Origin of the sequence: Rubrobacter tropicus (genome assembly GCF_011492945.1) — a bacterium.
In the GTDB taxonomy this organism is placed as follows: domain Bacteria; phylum Actinomycetota; class Rubrobacteria; order Rubrobacterales; family Rubrobacteraceae; genus Rubrobacter_D; species Rubrobacter_D tropicus.
On the sequence record NZ_CP045119.1, the window covers coordinates 841,293 to 859,034 of the forward strand.

At 65.9% G+C, this 17,742-nt stretch carries 18 protein-coding genes; 9 read left to right on the forward strand and 9 right to left on the reverse strand.

The window, feature by feature from the left end; genetic code table 11:
• Window positions 1–12: 12 nt before the first annotated feature.
• From GBA63_RS03945 to GBA63_RS03960, 4 genes are all read right to left on the reverse strand, one after another.
• Entirely contained in the window at window positions 13–1,026 is a 1,014-nt protein-coding gene (locus GBA63_RS03945; RefSeq protein WP_166173665.1) for an ornithine cyclodeaminase family protein, read from the reverse strand.
• Window positions 1,027–1,051: 25 nt separating this feature from the next.
• Window positions 1,052–1,702, reverse strand: a complete 651-nt coding sequence (locus GBA63_RS03950) for an isochorismatase family protein (RefSeq protein ID WP_166173667.1) — start codon at window positions 1,700–1,702, stop codon at window positions 1,052–1,054.
• Between the two features lie 106 nt (window positions 1,703–1,808).
• A complete protein-coding gene (locus GBA63_RS03955) occupies window positions 1,809–3,074 on the reverse strand; it encodes a Zn-dependent hydrolase (RefSeq protein WP_166173669.1) in 1,266 nt (421 codons plus the stop codon).
• A gap of 53 nt (window positions 3,075–3,127) precedes the next feature.
• On the reverse strand, window positions 3,128–4,120 hold the full coding sequence (locus GBA63_RS03960; protein WP_166173671.1) for an asparaginase: 993 nt from the start codon (window positions 4,118–4,120) through the stop codon (window positions 3,128–3,130).
• Between the two features lie 182 nt (window positions 4,121–4,302).
• On the opposite strand from GBA63_RS03960, the gene GBA63_RS03965 reads away from it, so the two are divergent.
• From GBA63_RS03965 to GBA63_RS03980, 4 genes are all read left to right on the forward strand, one after another.
• Entirely contained in the window at window positions 4,303–5,253 is a 951-nt protein-coding gene (locus GBA63_RS03965) for a polysaccharide deacetylase family protein (RefSeq protein WP_166173673.1), read from the forward strand.
• An 11-nt stretch (window positions 5,254–5,264) separates the two neighbouring features.
• On the forward strand, window positions 5,265–5,636 hold the full coding sequence (locus GBA63_RS03970) for a hypothetical protein (protein ID WP_166173675.1): 372 nt from the start codon (window positions 5,265–5,267) through the stop codon (window positions 5,634–5,636).
• A 4-nt stretch (window positions 5,637–5,640) separates the two neighbouring features.
• Window positions 5,641–6,660, forward strand: a complete 1,020-nt coding sequence (locus GBA63_RS03975) for a CobW family GTP-binding protein (protein ID WP_166173677.1) — start codon at window positions 5,641–5,643, stop codon at window positions 6,658–6,660.
• Window positions 6,661–6,738: 78 nt separating this feature from the next.
• The gene (locus tag GBA63_RS03980; protein WP_166173679.1) at window positions 6,739–7,257 is read left to right on the forward strand and encodes a MaoC family dehydratase; all 519 of its coding nucleotides are present in this window, start codon (window positions 6,739–6,741) and stop codon (window positions 7,255–7,257) included.
• A 174-nt stretch (window positions 7,258–7,431) separates the two neighbouring features.
• Here GBA63_RS03980 and GBA63_RS03985 read toward each other — a convergent pair whose 3' ends face one another.
• The 4 genes from GBA63_RS03985 to GBA63_RS04000 form a co-directional block, all read right to left on the reverse strand.
• Window positions 7,432–8,196 (reverse strand): GntR family transcriptional regulator, encoded by a 765-nt coding sequence (locus tag GBA63_RS03985; protein WP_166173681.1) that lies wholly within the window; start codon window positions 8,194–8,196, stop codon window positions 7,432–7,434.
• A gap of 70 nt (window positions 8,197–8,266) precedes the next feature.
• Window positions 8,267–9,778: an aldehyde dehydrogenase gene (locus GBA63_RS03990; RefSeq protein ID WP_166173683.1), complete on the reverse strand. Its 1,512-nt coding sequence runs from the start codon at window positions 9,776–9,778 to the stop codon at window positions 8,267–8,269.
• A 139-nt stretch (window positions 9,779–9,917) separates the two neighbouring features.
• Entirely contained in the window at window positions 9,918–10,781 is an 864-nt protein-coding gene (locus GBA63_RS03995; RefSeq protein ID WP_166173684.1) for an alpha/beta fold hydrolase, read from the reverse strand.
• A gap of 15 nt (window positions 10,782–10,796) precedes the next feature.
• A complete protein-coding gene (locus GBA63_RS04000) occupies window positions 10,797–11,219 on the reverse strand; it encodes a hypothetical protein (protein ID WP_166173685.1) in 423 nt (140 codons plus the stop codon).
• 499 nt (window positions 11,220–11,718) lie between these two features.
• On the opposite strand from GBA63_RS04000, the gene GBA63_RS04005 reads away from it, so the two are divergent.
• From GBA63_RS04005 to GBA63_RS04025, 5 genes are all read left to right on the forward strand, one after another.
• The gene (locus tag GBA63_RS04005) at window positions 11,719–13,104 is read left to right on the forward strand and encodes an MmgE/PrpD family protein (RefSeq protein WP_166173686.1); all 1,386 of its coding nucleotides are present in this window, start codon (window positions 11,719–11,721) and stop codon (window positions 13,102–13,104) included.
• Window positions 13,101–14,264, forward strand: coding sequence for an acyl-CoA dehydrogenase family protein (locus GBA63_RS04010; RefSeq protein WP_166173687.1), 1,164 nt, complete (start codon window positions 13,101–13,103; stop codon window positions 14,262–14,264). The genes GBA63_RS04005 and GBA63_RS04010 overlap by 4 nt, the downstream gene beginning before the upstream one ends.
• Before the next feature lies 1 nt (window position 14,265).
• A complete protein-coding gene (locus GBA63_RS04015) occupies window positions 14,266–15,444 on the forward strand; it encodes a CaiB/BaiF CoA transferase family protein (protein ID WP_166173688.1) in 1,179 nt (392 codons plus the stop codon).
• An 88-nt stretch (window positions 15,445–15,532) separates the two neighbouring features.
• Entirely contained in the window at window positions 15,533–16,252 is a 720-nt protein-coding gene (locus GBA63_RS04020; protein ID WP_166173689.1) for a haloacid dehalogenase type II, read from the forward strand.
• 204 nt (window positions 16,253–16,456) lie between these two features.
• Window positions 16,457–17,356, forward strand: a complete 900-nt coding sequence (locus tag GBA63_RS04025; protein WP_166173690.1) for a lipase family protein — start codon at window positions 16,457–16,459, stop codon at window positions 17,354–17,356.
• A gap of 41 nt (window positions 17,357–17,397) precedes the next feature.
• Here the strand turns inward: GBA63_RS04025 and GBA63_RS04030 are convergent, their stop codons facing one another.
• Window positions 17,398–17,736, reverse strand: coding sequence for a DUF309 domain-containing protein (locus GBA63_RS04030; protein ID WP_166179792.1), 339 nt, complete (start codon window positions 17,734–17,736; stop codon window positions 17,398–17,400).
• Between the last annotated feature and the right edge of the window lie 6 nt (window positions 17,737–17,742).

The window sequence follows — 17,742 nt, forward strand, 5'->3', positions numbered from 1 at the left end:
TGAAGCCTCCTTTCAGTTCGAGATCATCTTCTTCTCGATGCCGACCCCGGCGGCGAGGGCCCGCTCGTACTCCAGCGGGACGGTCGCCGAGTCCTGGAGGGCGAAGCCGGTAGAGTCGAAGACGGTTATCTCGCCCTCCGAGGTGCGGCCTCGGAGCTTGCCGGCGACGACCTGACCGATCTCGCCTGCGACGTCTTCCTCCGAGATGATGCCCTCGCTCAAGGGGACGTTGATCTCCCCGTCCGTCCGGCACTGGCGGATGTCGTCGACGAAGATGCGGGCCCGTGTGAGAATCCGGGGGTCGAGTTCCTGGTCGCCTTCCTTATCCGCGCCCACGGCCGCGATGTGGGTGCCCTCGGAGATCCAGGCGCTCTCGACTATCGGGCCGCGCGCGGGCGTGACGGTGACGACGACGTCGGCGCCACGTACGACCTCTTCGAGGTTCGTCGAGGCCCGGATCTCGAACCGCTGGTACTTGGGCTGTTGTGTGGCCACGAATTCATTCAGAGTGTCTTGCGAGCGGCTCCAGACGCGGACGTCTTCCCAGGCGAAGACCTCGTCGCAGGTCGCAAGGACCCCTTCGGCCATGTTCCCGGCCCCTACGATGGCGAGCGTCTTGCTGTCCGGGCGGGCGAGGTGTTTGGCTGAGACTGCCGCCGCGGAGCCCGTGCGCATGACGGTGTGGTAGCTCCCGTCGCAGATGGCGAGCGGGAAGCCGGTCTCCGGGTGGGTGTAGATCAGGATCGAGAACACGGTAGGTAGGTCGAATTTCGCGCGGTTCTCCTCGCGGATGGAGACCCACTTGCAGGCGGCGGCCTCGGGCTCCTCGATGTAGGAGGGCATCACCTCCCACTCGCCGGGGTACTTGTCGAGGACGATGTGGCCCTTGGGCTCCATGTAGTAGCGGCCCTCGCCGTGCATCCGGTAGGCGTGCTCGACGCGGTCGTTGTACTCTCCTGGCTCCAGCAGGCCCATCATGTCGGTGCGGCTCAGGATCAGGGTCTTGCGGTTCCTCCAGCTCTCCATTGCCCTCCGTTCGATCTTGTTCCTTCTACTTCCTGGCTTCGACCTTCTCTGCGACGCCCTCCAGATACGAGAGGGCGTCCTCGACGGAGACCACGTCGGCGTACTTGGCCTGTATGTCGACCAGGTTGGCCTCGTGCGGCGCCTGGGCCCGGTCCCCGACGCACTCGCGCGGGACCAGCGTAGGGTAGCCGTACTGCAGGAGGTCGACGGCCGTCGCCCGGATGCAGCCGCTCGTCGTCGCGCCGCAGAGGACGATGGTGTCAACGTTCTGGGAGACCAGGATGGAGGGGAGGTTCGTGCCGAAGAAGGCCGAAGCTCCTTTCTTCAAGATCACGGTCTCCCCTTCCCTGCGTTCGAGGCGCGGGTCTATCTCGACCCATTTCCCGCCGACTTGGAGCTCCGCCAGGCCGGGCGCCTTCTGGAGCCAGAGGGAGCCGTCCTTCAGGTTCGATTCGAAACCGATGGTTGTGAAGATGACGGGTATGTCCTTCTCGCGCGCGGCGGCGAGGAGGCGGTTCGTCGCCCCGACTTCTTCGGTGAGGTCCGAGCCCATGGTGGACTCGGGGTCGGTGAAGCCGCGGCTGAAGTCGACGACCAGCACGGCCGGGTGCGAGCCCGGGGTAACGCTCTGCCCGAGTCGGGCGCGCTCGTAGATCTCCCTGGTATCGTCGCTCACCGAAGACCCTCCCTGACGCAATTGCCGGCGGCGATGGCGATGCGGCCACCCTTTATCAGCACTGACATCTGCTTCACGCTCCTATCCGAAAAGAAGGACTTCGACGCTAGACCTCGTTCTCCACGAACTTTTTTATGGCGCCCAGCATGACCTCGGCCCCCAGAGCCGCGTCGGCCGGATCGGCGTCCTCCTCCGGCGAGTGGCTTATGCCGTCCCGGCACGGGACGAAGACCATCGCGCTCGGGACCCTGTCGGCGATGCTCATGGTGTCGTGGGCGGCACCCGAGTGCATCACCATGTACGGCTCTCCGCCCGCCTCGGCGGCTTCTTCTAGAAGGCCCGCCACGCGGTCGTCGAGCGGCGTCGCCGGCAGGGTCTGGCGCCGGGCGTAGTCGGCGGTCATGCCGCGCCTTTCGGCCGCCTCTTTCGCGAACGCCGCGATGTCGCGGGCGACGCCGCGGAAGCCCTCCTCGTCCACGCCCCGGATGTCGAGCGAGAACCTGGCCTCTCCGGGGACGGCGTTGATGAGATTCGGCCGGAGCTCCACCTCACCGACCGTCCCGACGGTGCCTTTGCCGGCCTCGCGCGCGAGGCGTTCGAGCTCGAGCATGCACTCGGCCGCGACGAGGCCGGCGTCCTGGCGGAAGTCCATCGGCGTCGCCCCGGCGTGGTCGCCCCGGCCGTGGATGGTTACGTCGGCGTGGACGTATCCCGCAACCGCGTTGACCACGCCGATGCGGTTTCCCGTGTCCTGCAGGACGCGGGCCTGCTCGATGTGAAGCTCGATCCAGCCGATCAGGTCGTCGAGAACGTGAACCGCCTCCCGCCAACGCCCCGGCTCGTAGCCCGCCTCTTCGGCGTGCTCCCAGAAACTCCGTCCGTCGTCCACCGCGCGGAACCCCCCGCGCAACTCTTCCTCGGTCACCCTCTGCGCGATAATGCGGCTGCCGAGAAGCATCTGCCCGAAGCCCGAGCCCTCCTCCTCCAGAAACGAGATGAGCTGGAGCGGGAGGCCGAGCCCCAGCTCCTCGTTCAGGCGGCAGACCTCGAGCGCGGTGACGACGCCCATCGTGCCGTCGTACCGGCCGCCGTTGCGGTTCGAGTCGCAGTGAGAGCCGACGCCGAAGACCTTCTCTCCCCCGGGGCGGTTCCGGGCGACGAGCGTGCCGACCGGGTCCTCGTAGTGCTCGAAGCCTAAAGCCTCCAGCTCCCGGATAAAGTAGTCCAGGGTGTTACGGTACTCGGGCGTGTAGGCGTAGCGCCGGATCGCCTCCTCGGAGCGCGTGTAGTCCGGCCCGGCGAGTATCTCTATGTCGCGCCCGATCCGCCCGGCGCTCCTGACCCGGTCTATGGCCAACGGCTGGGTGCCCATCCTGATCCTTCCTCCTAGCCTCGACTTCCTGCCCGGCGGCGGCCTACAGGTTCTTACCCCTCAAGCCAGGTGTCGAACGTCGCCGCGATCTCCTCCCTGCCCGCCCCGGACTGCAGCAGCAGGGTCAGGAGGAGGCGCGCCTTGCGGCCGTCGAGGGGGCCGGTGTGGATCAGGCCGCGCTCGATCAAATCCGTCTCCGAGCCGATGAACCCGTAGGTGGAGCGGAGGACCTCTCCGCCCCCGGTGCGGGACGCGAGCATGACGGGCATCTTCGACGCGAGTTCCTCCAACGTTTCGACCATAACAGACGGCACGTGCCCGCCGCCCATCGCCTCCACCACGAGGCCGGCGTACCCTTTCTCTTCTATCTCGGGGAGGAGCCTCCCATCGTCGCCGAGTGCTATGTGGTAGAGAGCCACGGGTCTGTCTTGCGCGTTTTCGGGGAGGGTTACCTTGTGCTTTCCGGCCGGGCGCACGACTACCCTCGGGACGTCTTCGGAGATCCAACCCACCGGGCCGACGGGGTCGGAGCGGAAGGTCGCGGGGTTGGAGGTGTGGGTCTTGCGGACGAAGCGCGCGGCGTGGATCTCGTCGTTCAAGACGACCACCGTACCGAGCCCCCGGGCCGCGTCGCTGACCGCGACCCGGATCGCCGCCAGCAGGTTCGCCGGCCCGTCTGCCCCCGGGAGCGTCGGGTTGCGCATCGCGCCCGTCACCACTACCGGCGCCCCGCGGTCAACCAGAAGGTCCAGGACAAAAGAGGTCTCCTCTATGGTGTCGGTCCCCTGCGTGACGACCGCCCCCGCGGCACCACCGTCGATCCGGCCCTCGATCTCCGCCGCCAACTCGACGAGATCCCCCACCCCGAGCTCGCCCGATGCCGCCTGGCGGAACGAGACGGCCGATACGTCCGCGACCCCGGCTATCTCGGGCACGTCCGAAACCAGCGCCTCACCGGTCAACGTCGGCTCGACGCCTTTGCCCCCGGAATCGACCGAAGAGATGGTCCCACCCATCGAGAAAACTGCCACCCGCGGAAGCCCCACCGCTCCTCCTTACGCGTCCGTTTCAATCACCCCTTATTTGTCTGACAATTATAGAGCAACCTGACGGGGGGCGCCCGCCGGGAGGGCAGAAGCCGCCGGCGCGGGTTGAGCGGGGGGCGCGGGTTCTTGTACAATCACTTTGGTCAGACAAAAGGGGAAAGAAGAAAGGGAGGGAAGGCTGTATGGCCGAGAAAGAGATCTTTTGTTCTATAGGCATAGACATAGACGCGGTGGCCGGTTGGCTCGGGTCCTACGGGGGGGAGGACTCGCCCGACGACATCTCGCGCGGCATGTTCTCCGGTGAGGTCGGGACGCCGCGGCTTTTGAAGCTCTTCGAGAAGTACGACCTCCAGACGACGTGGTTCATCCCGGGGCACTCTATTGAGACGTTCCCGGACCAGGTCAAGATGGTGGTCGACGCGGGGCACGAGGTCGGGAGCCACGGCTACTCGCACGAGAACCCGGTCGCGATGACGCCGCAGCAGGAGCGGGACGTGCTGGAGAAAAGCATCGAGCTTATCGACGGCCTCACCGGCAGGGCGCCCGTGGGCAACGTCGCCCCCTGGTGGGAGGTTTCAAGCGTCTCCAACGACCTCTTGCTCGAGTACGGCTACAAGTACGACCACTCCTTGCAGCACCGGGACTTCACGCCCTACTACGCGCGCAAGGGCGACACGTGGACCAAGATCGACTACTCCAAGACCGCCCAGGAGTGGATGAAGCCCTTGGTGCGCGGCGAGGAGATAGACCTCGTCAAGATCGGGGGCAACTGGTACCTCGACGACCTGCCGCCGATGATGTTCATAAAGACCTCGCCCGCCACCCACGGCTTCGTCAACCCGCGCGACATCGAGGAATTGTGGCGCGACGAGTTCGACTGGGTCTACCGCGAGATGGACTACGCGACGTACTGTTTGACCATCCACCCGGACGTCTCTGGCAGGCCGCAGGTGCTGCTGATGCTGGAGCGTCTGATCGAGTACATAAACGGCCACAGCGGAATAAAATGGGCGACGATGGAGCAGATAGCCGACGACTTCGTCCAGCGCCACCCGAGAAGCCAGCCGAACCACGACCCCGGGATCAACATGTACGGCATCGACACCCCGGCCGCCGAAGGGGCCTCCTCCTAGGAGAATTCTCTATGTGCGTTCTCTGCGGACAGGATTTCGTCGCCCAGGTCCACTGGACCGACCGGCACCTCGAAGACCGGGCGCGGGCCGCCGCGCCCGGCTCCGACCCGGTCGCCTTTCAGGGCGACCGGAGGCGCGACCGGGCCCACAGGGTCGCCTTGACCAACGAGATCCTGCGCCACTACGGCCTCAAGCTCGCCGACTGGGGCGGGAGCAAGTACGTGCTCCGCGACCGCAAGGGGCGCTCCGAGATCGTCCAGGACCTCGGCTCCCTCTGGCCCGCGGCCGAAAGGCTCGCCGGCCGGGTCCTCGACCCCCTGGAACCCGCCCTCGGGGAGACGCTGGCCGGGGAGCCGGTGGTCGGCGCGGCGGGCAGGGGGTAGCCTCGTGGCCGACGGACGCGCCACGCGGCCCGTGACGATCGTGACCGGCTTTCTCGGCAGCGGCAAGACGACGCTGCTCGGCCGGGTGTTGTCGGAACCTTCCATGCGAAACACGGCCGTCCTCGTCAACGAGTTCGGGGAGGTGGGATTGGACCACCACCTGCTGCGCCGGGTCGACGAGCGCGCGGTGCTGCTCGGGAACGGGTGCGTCTGCTGCACGACCCGCGAGGACCTCGTCGAGGCGCTATTGGAGTTGTTGGATCTCGACCAGCGGGGCGAGATACCGCGCCTCGACCGCGTCGTCGTCGAGACGACCGGCCTCGCCGACCCGGCCCCGATCCTGCACACCATCTTCGTCGACCCCGTCTTGCAGCACCACTTCTCGGTCGACCTGGTCCTCACGACGGTCGACGCGGTCAACGGCGACCTCCACCTGAATCGCAACCCGGAGTCGGTCAAGCAGATCGCCGCGGCCGACAAGATAGTCGTGACGAAGACGGACGCGGCCGACCCGGGCTCCGCGAAGAACCTCCGCTCCCGCCTCGGCGCGATCAACCCGTCCGCCCGCGTCATCGAGGCGTCCTTCGGGGAGACGGACGTCGACGAGCTGTTCCGCCCCAACGGCGCGGGATCCCACGCCGTGCCGGAAGTCCCCGCCGGGGAGGCCCACGACGTGGGCGAGACCCACTCCGTCTCGTTGACCTTCGACGGGTCTGTTGATTGGACGGCGTTCGGGATCTGGCTCAGCATGCTGCTCCACGCCCGCGGGGAGGACGTGTTGCGCGTCAAGGGGCTTTTGGACGTCGGGGAGGCGGGGCCCGTCGTCGTCAACGGCGTCCAGCACACCATCCATCCCCCCGAACACCTCGACCGCTGGCCCGACGAGGATCACGGCTCGCGGATCGTCTTTATCACTAAGGGGATCGGCCCCGAAGAACTGGTGGGCTCCCTCGACGCGTTCCGCGGGCTGCTCGGGGCGCGACCGTTGCCGCTCGGGGCCGGGCAGGCCGTACCATCCTCGTAGCCATCCGACGAGTTTCGAGGACTCGACGCAGCGGAACTCTCTCATGTTACAGGCGGGAAAAAGATCGAAGGGAGTCTCATGGCGGTAAAGGAAGGCTGGAGGGGGCGGTTCTTCGAGGACTTCGAGGTGGGGGACGTCTACGAGCATCCCCTGGGACGGACGGTGACGGAGACGGACAACGCCTGGTTCACGCTGCTCACCCAGAACACCGCGCCCATACACTTCGACCGGCACTACGCCGCCCAGACGGAGTTCGGCAGACCGCTCGTCGACTCGACCTTCACGGTGGCGCTGGTCACCGGCCAGAGCGTGACGGACGTCTCCCAGAACGTCATGGCCAACCTCGGCTGGGACGAGGTGAGGTTGCCGGCGCCGGTCTTCGAGGGGGACACCATCTACTCCCGCTCGGAGGTGCTAGAGAAGCGCGAGTCGAGGTCCCGGCCGAACGTCGGGATCGTCACCGTGAGGACGGTCGGGTACAACCAGGACGGGGTGGTCGTGATCACCTTCAGGCGCACCGTCATGGTCTACAGGCGGGGACATTCCCCCGGGGCCTCTAGGCCAGAGCCCCAGGGCCTGGCGGAGGAAAGTTCGTGAGGACGGGGTGTGGGAAAATCGTACGCACCGGAGACGCCGGCAGAGGCGGTTTTCACGAGGGCGGTCTGTCGGCTCCTCTGCCACGGAAGACTATAGGTTCGTTTGGGATGCTGGAGGACCATTTCTAGCCTCTACTAACGAGGCATACTCTTCGTTTTTGGAGGCGGGATCGCCCTACGTCGCTCTGCGGCGCATCTGGAGTCGGTAAGCGTAGCGATCCGGGTTGTAGAAGCTTACCGCCAGTTCGACCGGCGTGCCGTGAGCATCGAAGTAGGTACGCTCCGCGCGGAGGCACGGTTGACCGGCACCGTACTCGATCTGCGGAGCGACATCCGGGGGCACCGGCACGGCGGTGATAACCTGATTCGCCCCAGCGATAGAACCCGGCATGAAGCTTTCGAGGGCGCCTATGACCGTCCCTGGGCCTTTGGTCGGCAACGCTTCGGATTCCGCCAGCCGTTGTCCCAACTCAGGGGGAAGAAAGACGCGGGTCAAGCCGAAAGGTGCGTCTTCGTACAGACGTCTCAGTACAAGGGCCGCCACCACCTTGGATGGTAGTTCGAGGCGCCGCGCGATCTCCTCTTCGGACCGCAACTCGATCCGCTGGAGCAGCTCCATCTCCGTGCCGGCGAAAGCCTGGAGATCCTCGATGGCGCCGATCGACCGCACGTAATGACCGTGCCTCAGAAAGTTGCTGGCAAAAGTGCCTTTACCCGGCACCCGGTACACCAGGCCCTCGGCCACGAGATCCTGAAACGCCCGCCGGACCGTCTGCCGGCTCATGCCGTACCGTTCCGAGAGCTCGGCTTCGGTCGGCATACGAGCACCGTCGGCGAAGCGCCCCTCTTCGAGCTCCGAGCGCAGGTCCGCGTAGAGCCTCTGGTATGCGGGCTTCTCCCGTACGTTCCGAGGAACGCGTCTGCTTGCCGAATCGGTCATTACATGAAGTCTACCAAGTACGGCCAAATCGAGGCGCTTGCCAGAAGCGACTATCGCGTTCTTGGCGCGTCTAGCCGAGCGTGAACGGGTCGCGCGTTTTGCCCGAGAGCTCGACCCAGACGGTCTTGGTCTGGGTGTATTCGCCCACGGACTCCAGCCCGTTCTCCCTGCCGATGCCGCTCGACTTGTAACCGCCGAACGGCGCGGTGAAAGAGACGGTTCGGTAGGCGTTGATCCAGACCGTTCCGGCCCGCAGGGCGTGGGCCACCCTGTGGGCCCGCTGGACGTCCTTTGTCCAGACGGCCCCGGCCAGCCCGTAGGGCGTGTCGTTGGCCTGCCGGACGACCTCCTCTTCGCTCCCGGCGCGGATAACGGAGAGGACGGGGCCGAAGATCTCCTCCCTCGCCACCTTCATCCCGTTGTCCACGCCCGTGAGTATGGTCGGCTCGATAAAGTAACCGTCCTTCAGCTCCTCCGTGTCGGGCCTCTTGCCGCCGAATGCGAGGTCGGCCCCCTCTTCCTGACCCTCCCTGATGTAGCCTTGGATCTTCTCCAACTGCTCCTGGAAGGCGACCGGCCCCATCTCGGACTCCGCCTCCAAGGGGTTGCCGAGCTTTATGGTCTTCGCCTTCTCGGAGAGGGCCCCGACCAGCTCGTCGTGGACCTTCTCGTGCACTATGAGCCTGGAGCCCGCCATGCACGTCTGGCCCGTGGCGGCGAAGATGCCGGACACGACGCCATTGACGGCGGCCTCGATGTCCGCGTCCTCGAACACGATGTTGGGGGACTTGCCGCCGAGCTCGAGCGTCACCTTGGCTAGGTGGTCAGCCGCGTCTTTCATTACCAGTTTGCCCGTCTCCGTAGAACCGGTGAAGGCGACCTTGTCCACCATGGGGTGCCGGGCCAGGGGCGACCCTGTCGCCGGGCCGTACCCGGTCACGACGTTGAAGACACCGGGCGGGAAGCCCGCCTCCTCGAAGAGCTTCGCGAACTCCAAGGTGGACGCCGGGGTCTGCTCGGCGGGCTTGGCGACGAAGGTGCAGCCGGCCGCCAGGGCCGGGGCGAGCTTCCAGGTGAGCAGCAGTAGGGGGGAGTTCCACGGCACGATGGCGCCGACCACCCCCACGGGTTCCCTCCTCGTGTACACGAAAAAGTTGGGGTTGTGGGAAGGGATGGTGTCGCCCTGGATCTTGTCGGCTGCGCCCGCGAAGTAGTAGTACCACTCGGGCAAGGCCCTCATCTGGCCTTCCATTTCCCTGAGTAGCTTGCCGTTGTCGGTGCTCTCGATGATGGCAAGCTCCTCCGCGTTCTCCGCGATAAGCTCCGCCAAACGCCGCATCAAACGCGCTCTCTCGGTTCCGGTCATCCTGGACCACGGCCCTCCGTCGAAGGCCGCCCTGGCCGCCCGTACCGCCCGATCCACGTCCTCCTCCCCGGCCTCGGGCGCCGTGGCCCATGCCCTGCCCGTGTAGGGGTTTACGCTCCTGAACGCCTTGCCCGAACGGGCTCCGACCCATTCGCCCCCGACGAGCATGCGGTACTCCCTGGTCTCCTCTGCCAGAGGGGCCTCTATCGGTCGCATATCCCTCTCCTCTCGCTGCACCGCGCCGCGACGGTTACACCCCTCCCCAAACTAACAGAGGCCCCCGCTCCGGGCCAGGACGAGGCGGGCCGGCGGGTACAACCTCCTCGCCGGCCCGCCGCCTTCTCCGGGATTCTTCTCAGGCCCTTGCGGTCTCGCGCTCCGTTGCTTTCACCTTATCCAGCACGGGCATGAGGTACTTCTTGAACGTCTCTGGGTTCTCGCACATGGGGAAGTGCCCTATCTCCTCCATGATGATGCACTCGGACCCCTTGACCTTCTCTGCCGTCTTCTCGGTCATCTCCGGCGTGCAAGCAAAATCGTAGACGCCCGTCATGAAGTAGATGGGAACGTTGCCCGTGATCTTATCGTTCAGCTCCCGGAAGTCGTGGTCGACGCTGTAGAAGTGGAGGTCGCCTCTGAAGATCCCGGGCCCACCCTGGCTGTAGTACCACCAGGTCTCCCACCTGTAGTCCTCCGGGCTCTGCGGTGCCATCAGGCCGAAGATGGACGTGGCGCAAGCCTCCCCTCCGTGCACGTGCGGGTGCTCGAGCCAGGAGATGTACCAGCCGGGAGAATGGTCGCACGCCTCGATCGCGATAAGCGCCCGCACCCGCTCCTCGAAGTTGAGCGCCAGGTGCAGGCAGATGTTGCCGCCCATGGAACTGCCCATGATGACGGGCTTCTCCAGCTCGAGGGCCTCGCAGAAGGCCATCACGAACTCCGAGTAGAACTTCGCCGTGAGACGATACTCTTCCCTCTCGAAACCCACAGGCGGTATGGACTTCCCGTGGCGCGGGAGGTCGAGCGCGATGACGCGGAAATCGCCGTTGATGTCGGGGTCGCAGAGCTGGTGCCTGTACTCGCGGGAGTCCGTGCCAGCCGTGTGCAAACAAACCAGGGGGATCCCCTCGCCGGCCTCCTCGTAGAACACCCGGTATTCGTACCCGCCGTAGGGCACGTGGACGTACCTGCCCGTGATCGGCTCGTGGGTTGCGCTCATCTCGTTGCCTCCTTCCTACACCCTCGTGGCACGCTCTTCGACCACCGCGTGATCCGGGACCTCCCGCATCCGGGCGAGCATCCACGTCAGGGCGCGTATGTTCTGCCACATGATCTTGACGTTGCCGTCCATCTGCAGACGTCCGTGCAGGGGATGCGCCATGGCCCAGATGTCGTTGTACATTGGCGGCGGCACCTTCTGCGTGAACCTCTCCCACGACTCGACCGGGGCACGCAACGCGAAGGTCCACGGCGTCTCTATGCTCAGGTTGTCGGTGATGCGCTCGATGCGTCCCTCACGAACGGAGACGCGGTACTCCTTGTCGCCAAAACCAAGCAAGAAATCTGTCGTGAAGTACCTGCCGATCATCGGCAACGTCGAATCCTCGTTGACGTCGTCTTGCCAGGCATTCATCCACTGCGAATCGAACTGCGCCACGGGCTCCTCCTTCCAGCCATGGCCTTACATTCCCACCGAAAGCCCCACGCGTCGATCACATGGCGTCCTCCTTGTTACCCTTCTTCCTTGCAGGGTAATGTACGTATAAATAATTGTCAAGTTGGTAATGTACATATTTTTGTATTGAACATGATCATTAAAATGTACATAATGGCGATCGATTGATGGGCGTCTTCATGAGCTCGTGTGCCATGAGGTAAACGTTGTTCGGTGTAAGACAGGCAAGGAGAGTCGGATGGAAGTTATGGAGAACCGGAGAGTCCTATCATACGAGCGTTTTGGGGGTGAAAGCGCCGGTGGTCATCGCCCAGGGTGCTTTGCTGCCCGATCAAACGTGGCTCGGCGCACGGTCGCACGACCTGCCAGGAGACGGGGGATTTGATGAAACGAGCTTTTTATTCTCGTGGGAACGCCGGGGTGCCACGATGAATACTGGCACGTCTCGCCCGTACACCGATATCGCGGAGGGAAAGAGATCATGAGCGAAACCGTTACCGTTCGTCATTCGACCCGGGAGCTTGCCTCTTTCCTGGCGCGGCTTCGCTTCGACGACATCCCGGACGAGGCCGTGGAGCGCACCAAAGACCTCTTCCTGGACTGGGTCGGCTCCGCCCTCGCGGGCAGCAACGAGCGCCCGGTACGCACCCTCGAACGTTTCGCCAGGGAGATGGGGCCGGCCGGGGGACCCAGCGAAGACCTGACCTCGCGCCGGCGCACATCGCCGCTCTTCGCCGCGCTCGTCAACGGCGCCGCCTCGCACGTCGTCGAGCAGGATGACCTGCACAACGCCTCCGTCTTCCACCCGGCGACCGTCGTCTTTCCGGCCGCGCTCGCAGCGGCCCAGCAGACCGGGGCATCAGGAAGGGAGTTCCTGGCCGCCTCCGTCGCCGGCTACGAGGCGGGGGTGAGGGTCGGTAGATTTCTCGGCCGCTCCCACTACAGGGTCTTCCACACGACCGGAACGGCGGGCACGCTCGCGGCCGCTGCTGCCGTCTCGCACCTGCTCGGCGCCGGCGAAGAGACGACGCTTCACGCTTTGGGCTCGGCCGGGACCCAGGCGGCCGGGCTCTGGGAGTTTTTGCGCGACGCCGCCGACTCCAAGCAGCTCCACACCGCCAAGGCCGCCTCGGACGGGCTCCTCGCGGCCTACCTCGCCCGCGACGGCTTCACCGGCGCCGGGCGTATCCTGGAGGGGGAGAGGGGGATGGCCGCCGGCATGTCCTCCGACGCAGATCCGAACAAGCTGGTCGAGGGGCTCGGGGCGAGCTGGGCCGTGCTCGAGACCTCCTTCAAGTACCACGCCTCCTGCCGCCACACCCACCCCGCCGCCGACGCGCTGCTAAAAGGGATGCGGGAGCACCGGCTCGCGGCCGACGACATCACCCGTGTCCGGGCCTGCGTCCACCAGGCGGCCATAGACGTGCTCGGGCCGGTCACGGACCCGCGTACGATCCACCAGTCCAAGTTCTCCATGGGTTTCGTGCTAGCCGTGATCGCGCGAAACGGCAGCGCCGGGATAAACGACTTCACCGAGGAGGCGCTCGGGGACGCGGCGTTGCGTCGATTCAGCGACAAGGTCGAGATGGTCCTCGACTCCGAAGTGGACGCGGCCTATCCGCGGCGTTGGATCGGTCTCGTGGAGATAGAGACGAAGGGCGGCGGGCGATTCACCTCGCGCGTCGATGTGCCGAAGGGCGACCCGGGGAACACGCTGGGCTGCGAAGAGTTGGAGGAGAAGGCGCGGAACCTGGCCGCGTACGGGGGCGGGGCATCGGAGGGGGAGATGGATCGGATAGTGGCCCGCATCTGGGGCCTGGAAGAGGAGACGGACGTGCGAGATCTTCTACCGGAGGGTTCGGAGTGAGCCGTCCCGACCAGCACGAGCAGTTGCGCCGGTCGGTCCGCGAGGTGTGCGCGGCGTTCCCGGACTCCTACTGGCGCGGGCTCGACGCGAAGAGGGAGTACCCGGAGGAGTTCGTCCGGGCCATGTCGGAGAAGAGGTACCTCGCCGCCCTGATCCCCGAGGAGTACGGCGGTCTGGGGATGAACCTCACCCAGGCCTCGGTCATCCTCGAAGAGATCAACCGCTCCGGCGGCAACGCCCAGCCGGCCCACGCCCAGGTCTACACGATGGGGACCCTGCTCAGGCACGGTTCGGAGGAGCAGAAGAAGGAGTACCTGCCGAAGATAGCGAGCGGCGAGCTCAGGCTGCAGGCCTTCGGCGTAACGGAGCCCGAGGCCGGTACCGACACCACCCAGTTGACGACGACCGCCCGGCGAAGCCCCGACGGCGACCACTACGTCATAAACGGGCGCAAGATCTACATCTCTCGCGTCCGGCACTCGGACTACATGATCCTGCTGGCCCGCACCACCCCGCTCGACGAGGTGAGACGGAAGTCCGAGGGACTCTCCGTCTTTATCTTCGATTTGCGCGAGGCCGTCGGCAACGGCCTCACGGTCAAGCCCAGGCGGGTGATGATCAACAACGAGACCAACGAGCTCCTCTTCGAGGACCTGCGCATCCCGGCGGGCGGCCTGATCGGCGAGGAGGGCAAAGGCTTCCGCTACATACTCGACGGTATGAACGCCGAGCGCATCCTGATCGCCGCCGAGTGCGTCGGCAACGGCCGGTGGTTCGTGGACCGCGCCACCGAGCGGGCCAATGAACGCGCGGTCTTCGGCCGCCCGATAGGACAGAACCAGGGCATCCAGTTCCCCCTCGCCCGGGCGCACGTAAGCGTCGAGGCCGCCGACCTAATGCGCTTTCGGGCCGCGGAGTTGTTCGAGGCGGGCGAGCCGTGCGGCGCCGAGGCGAACATGGCCCTGTACCTGGCCGCCGACGCCTCCTGGGAGGCCGCGAACGCGGCGATGCAGACCTTCGGCGGCTACTCCTACGACGCCGAGTACGACGTGGAGCGCAAGTTCAGGGAGACCCGGCTCTTCCAGGTGGCCCCGATCTCGACGAACCTGATCCTCTCCTACGTCGGCGAGCACGTCCTGGGCCTGCCGAGGTCTTTCTAAAGTGTTGCCCCTGGACGGCATGACCGTCGTCGCTTTAGAGCAGGCCGTCGCCGCCCCCTTCGCCACCCGCCAGCTCGCCGACCTCGGCGCCCGCGTGATAAAGGTCGAGCGCCCGGGGGTCGGGGACTTCGCCCGCGGCTACGACGAGACGGTAAACGGCCTCGCAAGCCACTTTGTCTGGCTCAACCGCTCGAAGGAATCCCTGACGCTCAACCTCAAGGAGGACGGCGCGAAAGGGGTGCTGCACCGCCTCATCGAAAGGGCCGACGTCTTCGTCCAGAATCTGGCCCCCGGGGCGGCCGAACGCCTGGGTCTCGGGGCCGATGAGCTTAGGAGGGAGCATCCGCGCCTGATCCACTGCTCCATCTCCGGCTACGGTGGGGGCGGCCCCTACGCCCAGAAGAAGGCCTACGACCTCCTCGTCCAGTGCGAGGCGGGACTCGTCTCGATCACCGGGACGCCCGAGACCCCATCGAAGGTCGGTATCTCGATAGCGGACATCGCGGCGGGGATGTACGCCTACTCCGGCATCCTCTCCGCGCTGCTGCGCCGGGAACGCGCCGGCGAGGGTGCTGTGCTGGAGGTCTCGATGCTGGAAGCCCTCGGCGAGTGGATGGGCTTCCCGGCCTACTTCGCCGGCTACGGCGACAAAGAGCCGCAGAGGAGCGGGGCGAGCCACGCCGCCATCGCGCCTTACGGGCCATTCGAGTGCGGCGACGGGGGGGTGATCTTCCTCGGCATCCAGAACGAGCGGGAGTGGGAGAGCTTCTGCGAAGTCGTGCTCGGCCAGCCCGCCCTCGCCCGGGACGAGCGCTTCGCGACCAACTCCGAGAGGGTCGCCAACAGGGACGTCCTGCACCGGGAGATCGAAGCCATCTTCGAAGGGCTCTCCTCCGAGGAGGCGATCGAACGCCTGGAAACAGCGAAGATTGCAAACGCCCGGATGAGGACCGTCCGGGACTTCCTCGACCATCCCCAGCTGGAGGCCCGCAATCGCTGGCGCGAGGTGGGCTCGCCGGCGGGCCCGCTTCGGGCCCTCATCCCCCCGGTCAGTATGCGGGGCGTGGAGAGCGCCATGAAACCCATCCCGGATGTAGGGGAGCACACAGACGCCATCCTCGAAGAACTCGGCCTCGACGCCGGGACGGTCGCCGATCTGCGGGATAGGGGCGCAGTCTAGGTCAGCTGGAAGTGGGCGTCTCCGGTACATCGTCTTGACGTCGGTTCTGCAGGAAGCGTCCGGAAAGCGTTCAGAAGGAGCAACACGGATGGAACCGAATCTCGAAGGGGTAAAGGCGCTCGCGTTCGACGTGTTCGGGACCGTGGTCGATTACCGGACCACGATCGTCGCTGAGGGCCAGCGCCTCGGTGAGGCCGGGGGAATAGAGATCGACTGGGCCGCCTTCGCCGACGCCTGGCGCGGGCGCTACCGCCCTTCGATGGACCGCGTCATGCGCGGCGAGCTTCCCTGGACGAACCTGGACGCCCTGCACCGGGCGGCCCTCGAAGAGTTGCTCGCGGAGTTCGGCGTTTCGGGGCTCTCGGAGGAGGAGAAACAGCGCCTCAACGGCGTGTGGCATCGCCTGCGGCCCTGGGGGGACTCCGTTCCCGGGCTGCTCCGGCTCAAGACGCGCTTCGTGCTCGCCACCCTCTCCAACGGCAACGTCCGGCTCCTGGTCGACATGGCCAAAAACGCAGGGCTGCCGTGGGACCTGATCTTCTCCGCCGAGCTCGCGCGGGCCTACAAGCCCGACCCGAGGGCCTACCGGATGCTCCAGGAACTCCTCATGCTGAATCCGAACGAGATAATGATGGTGGCCGCCCACCAGGACGACCTTCGCGCGGCGCAGGATCTGGGCTTCAAGGCGGCGTTCGTCATGCGCCCGCTGGAGCACGGCCCGCAGGCCGTCCCGGACCTGACCGCCGACCCCTCCTTCGACGTGGTCGCCACCGACCTCGTCGACCTTGCCCGCCAGCTCGGGTTGTAGCGAGAAGAAAGAGACCGGGAGGTTCCGGTCAGTACAGCCTTCAGCTTTCAGCCATCAGCTTTCAGCAAGAACGAAAAGCTGATGGCTGAGAGCGAAGGCCGCAAGGCCGGAGCGGGCTGATGGCTGACCGCGCGGATTGTGGAGGCGGCGCCTCCACAATCCGCTCTAGGGCGGAGGATGCCCGGATCTCGTATCCTGTCACGCGTGACGGGATCGAAGAAACCGCTGCCGCCCGGGTCTTTGGCGGAGCTCGCCCCGCCGAACGAAGACCGGACTTACTTCGAGAACGGCGGGGACCACCCTTTCCTGCAAGACGCCGGCGGCTTCGAGCTGGTGAACGCCTGGTGGATGGCGGAGGCGTCGCTGCTCGCTTACGCGGACGAGGACTTTGTCGGCGCGCGTCTCCGGGAGGCCGGCCTCCCGGAGGTGGCGCACTTTCATGGCGAGAGCACCCAGTGCTACGCCGCCCACGACGACGACTTCGTGATCGTGGCCTTCAGCGGCTCGGATATGCGCGAGCGCAAGGGCAACAACGTCTTCGACGCCCTCGCCGACTGGATGGTCAACCTGAGCTTCGACACCGTTCCCTCCGAACGCGGCGGACGGGTACACAGGGGCTTCAGCGAGGCCCTGGACGAGGTCTGGGGCGACGAAGCCGGGGGACTCGAGGGCCACCTCGACGGGCTTTGCGGGGAGGGATCGAAGGAGGTCTGGTTCACGGGCCACAGCCTGGGAGGGGCGCTCGCCACGCTCGCCGCCGGCCGTTACGAGCGGGCGCCCGAGGTGTACACGTTCGGCGCGCCGCGCGTGGGGGACGAAGAGTACGTAGAAAGCCTTGACGTCCCCGTGTACCGTTTCGTCAACGGGAGGGATGCCGTCTCCAAGCTCCCGCTGCGGGGACCATACCGGCACGCCGGCGTCGAGAAGTACATAGACGACGAGGGGCGCATCCACGACGGGAAACCGGGTGGGGAAGGGCTGCGCGCCAAGGGCGGCAGGGCCGTCGGCAGGCTACTCACCACGAAGCCTTCGGGGGGAGCTTTGCGGGATCACGCCCCCATCCTCTACGCGATCCATATCTGGAACGCCTACGTCGAGGGATAGCTATCAGCTTTCAGCGGTCAGCTTTCAGCTACCGATACGGATTATCTGAATGGCTCGACTCTGGGTATCCTCGTGGTGTCGAACTCCCGCACCCGCCCGCGGCCGAGACGCTCCAGCTCTTCCAGGCAACTCTCCGATTCGCGGACGAGTTTCGCGACGTCGAGGCCCAAAGTGTCGGGTTCGAACTCGCGGAGGCGTTCGATGCCGCTTCGCAGGACTCCGGTGGCGCCTCGCCAGTTGCCGTTCTGCTGGTGGTAGAAGCCGACGCCCACCTGGAGGATGCCCTGGTACAGGAAACGGACGCGCCCGGACTCCGCCATCCAGGCGTCTTCGAGGTACTCGTGGCACTCGAAGAACTCACCCTCGTTGAACTCCTCTATGCCCCT

What these genes read in the sequence shown, in the direction of transcription:
- GBA63_RS04020 (WP_166173689.1), top strand. Translation starts at nt 15,533, where the DNA reads ATGGAACCGAATCTCGAAGGGGTAAAGGCGCTCGCGTTCGACGTGTTC.
- GBA63_RS03990 (WP_166173683.1), bottom strand. Translation starts at nt 9,778, where the DNA reads ATGCGACCGATAGAGGCCCCTCTGGCAGAGGAGACCAGGGAGTACCGC.
- GBA63_RS03970 (WP_166173675.1), top strand. Translation starts at nt 5,265, where the DNA reads ATGTGCGTTCTCTGCGGACAGGATTTCGTCGCCCAGGTCCACTGGACC.
- GBA63_RS03995 (WP_166173684.1), bottom strand. Translation starts at nt 10,781, where the DNA reads ATGAGCGCAACCCACGAGCCGATCACGGGCAGGTACGTCCACGTGCCC.
- GBA63_RS04005 (WP_166173686.1), top strand. Translation starts at nt 11,719, where the DNA reads ATGAGCGAAACCGTTACCGTTCGTCATTCGACCCGGGAGCTTGCCTCT.
- GBA63_RS03955 (WP_166173669.1), bottom strand. Translation starts at nt 3,074, where the DNA reads ATGGGCACCCAGCCGTTGGCCATAGACCGGGTCAGGAGCGCCGGGCGG.
- GBA63_RS03980 (WP_166173679.1), top strand. Translation starts at nt 6,739, where the DNA reads ATGGCGGTAAAGGAAGGCTGGAGGGGGCGGTTCTTCGAGGACTTCGAG.
- GBA63_RS03985 (WP_166173681.1), bottom strand. Translation starts at nt 8,196, where the DNA reads ATGACCGATTCGGCAAGCAGACGCGTTCCTCGGAACGTACGGGAGAAG.
- GBA63_RS03965 (WP_166173673.1), top strand. Translation starts at nt 4,303, where the DNA reads ATGGCCGAGAAAGAGATCTTTTGTTCTATAGGCATAGACATAGACGCG.
- GBA63_RS03945 (WP_166173665.1), bottom strand. Translation starts at nt 1,026, where the DNA reads ATGGAGAGCTGGAGGAACCGCAAGACCCTGATCCTGAGCCGCACCGAC.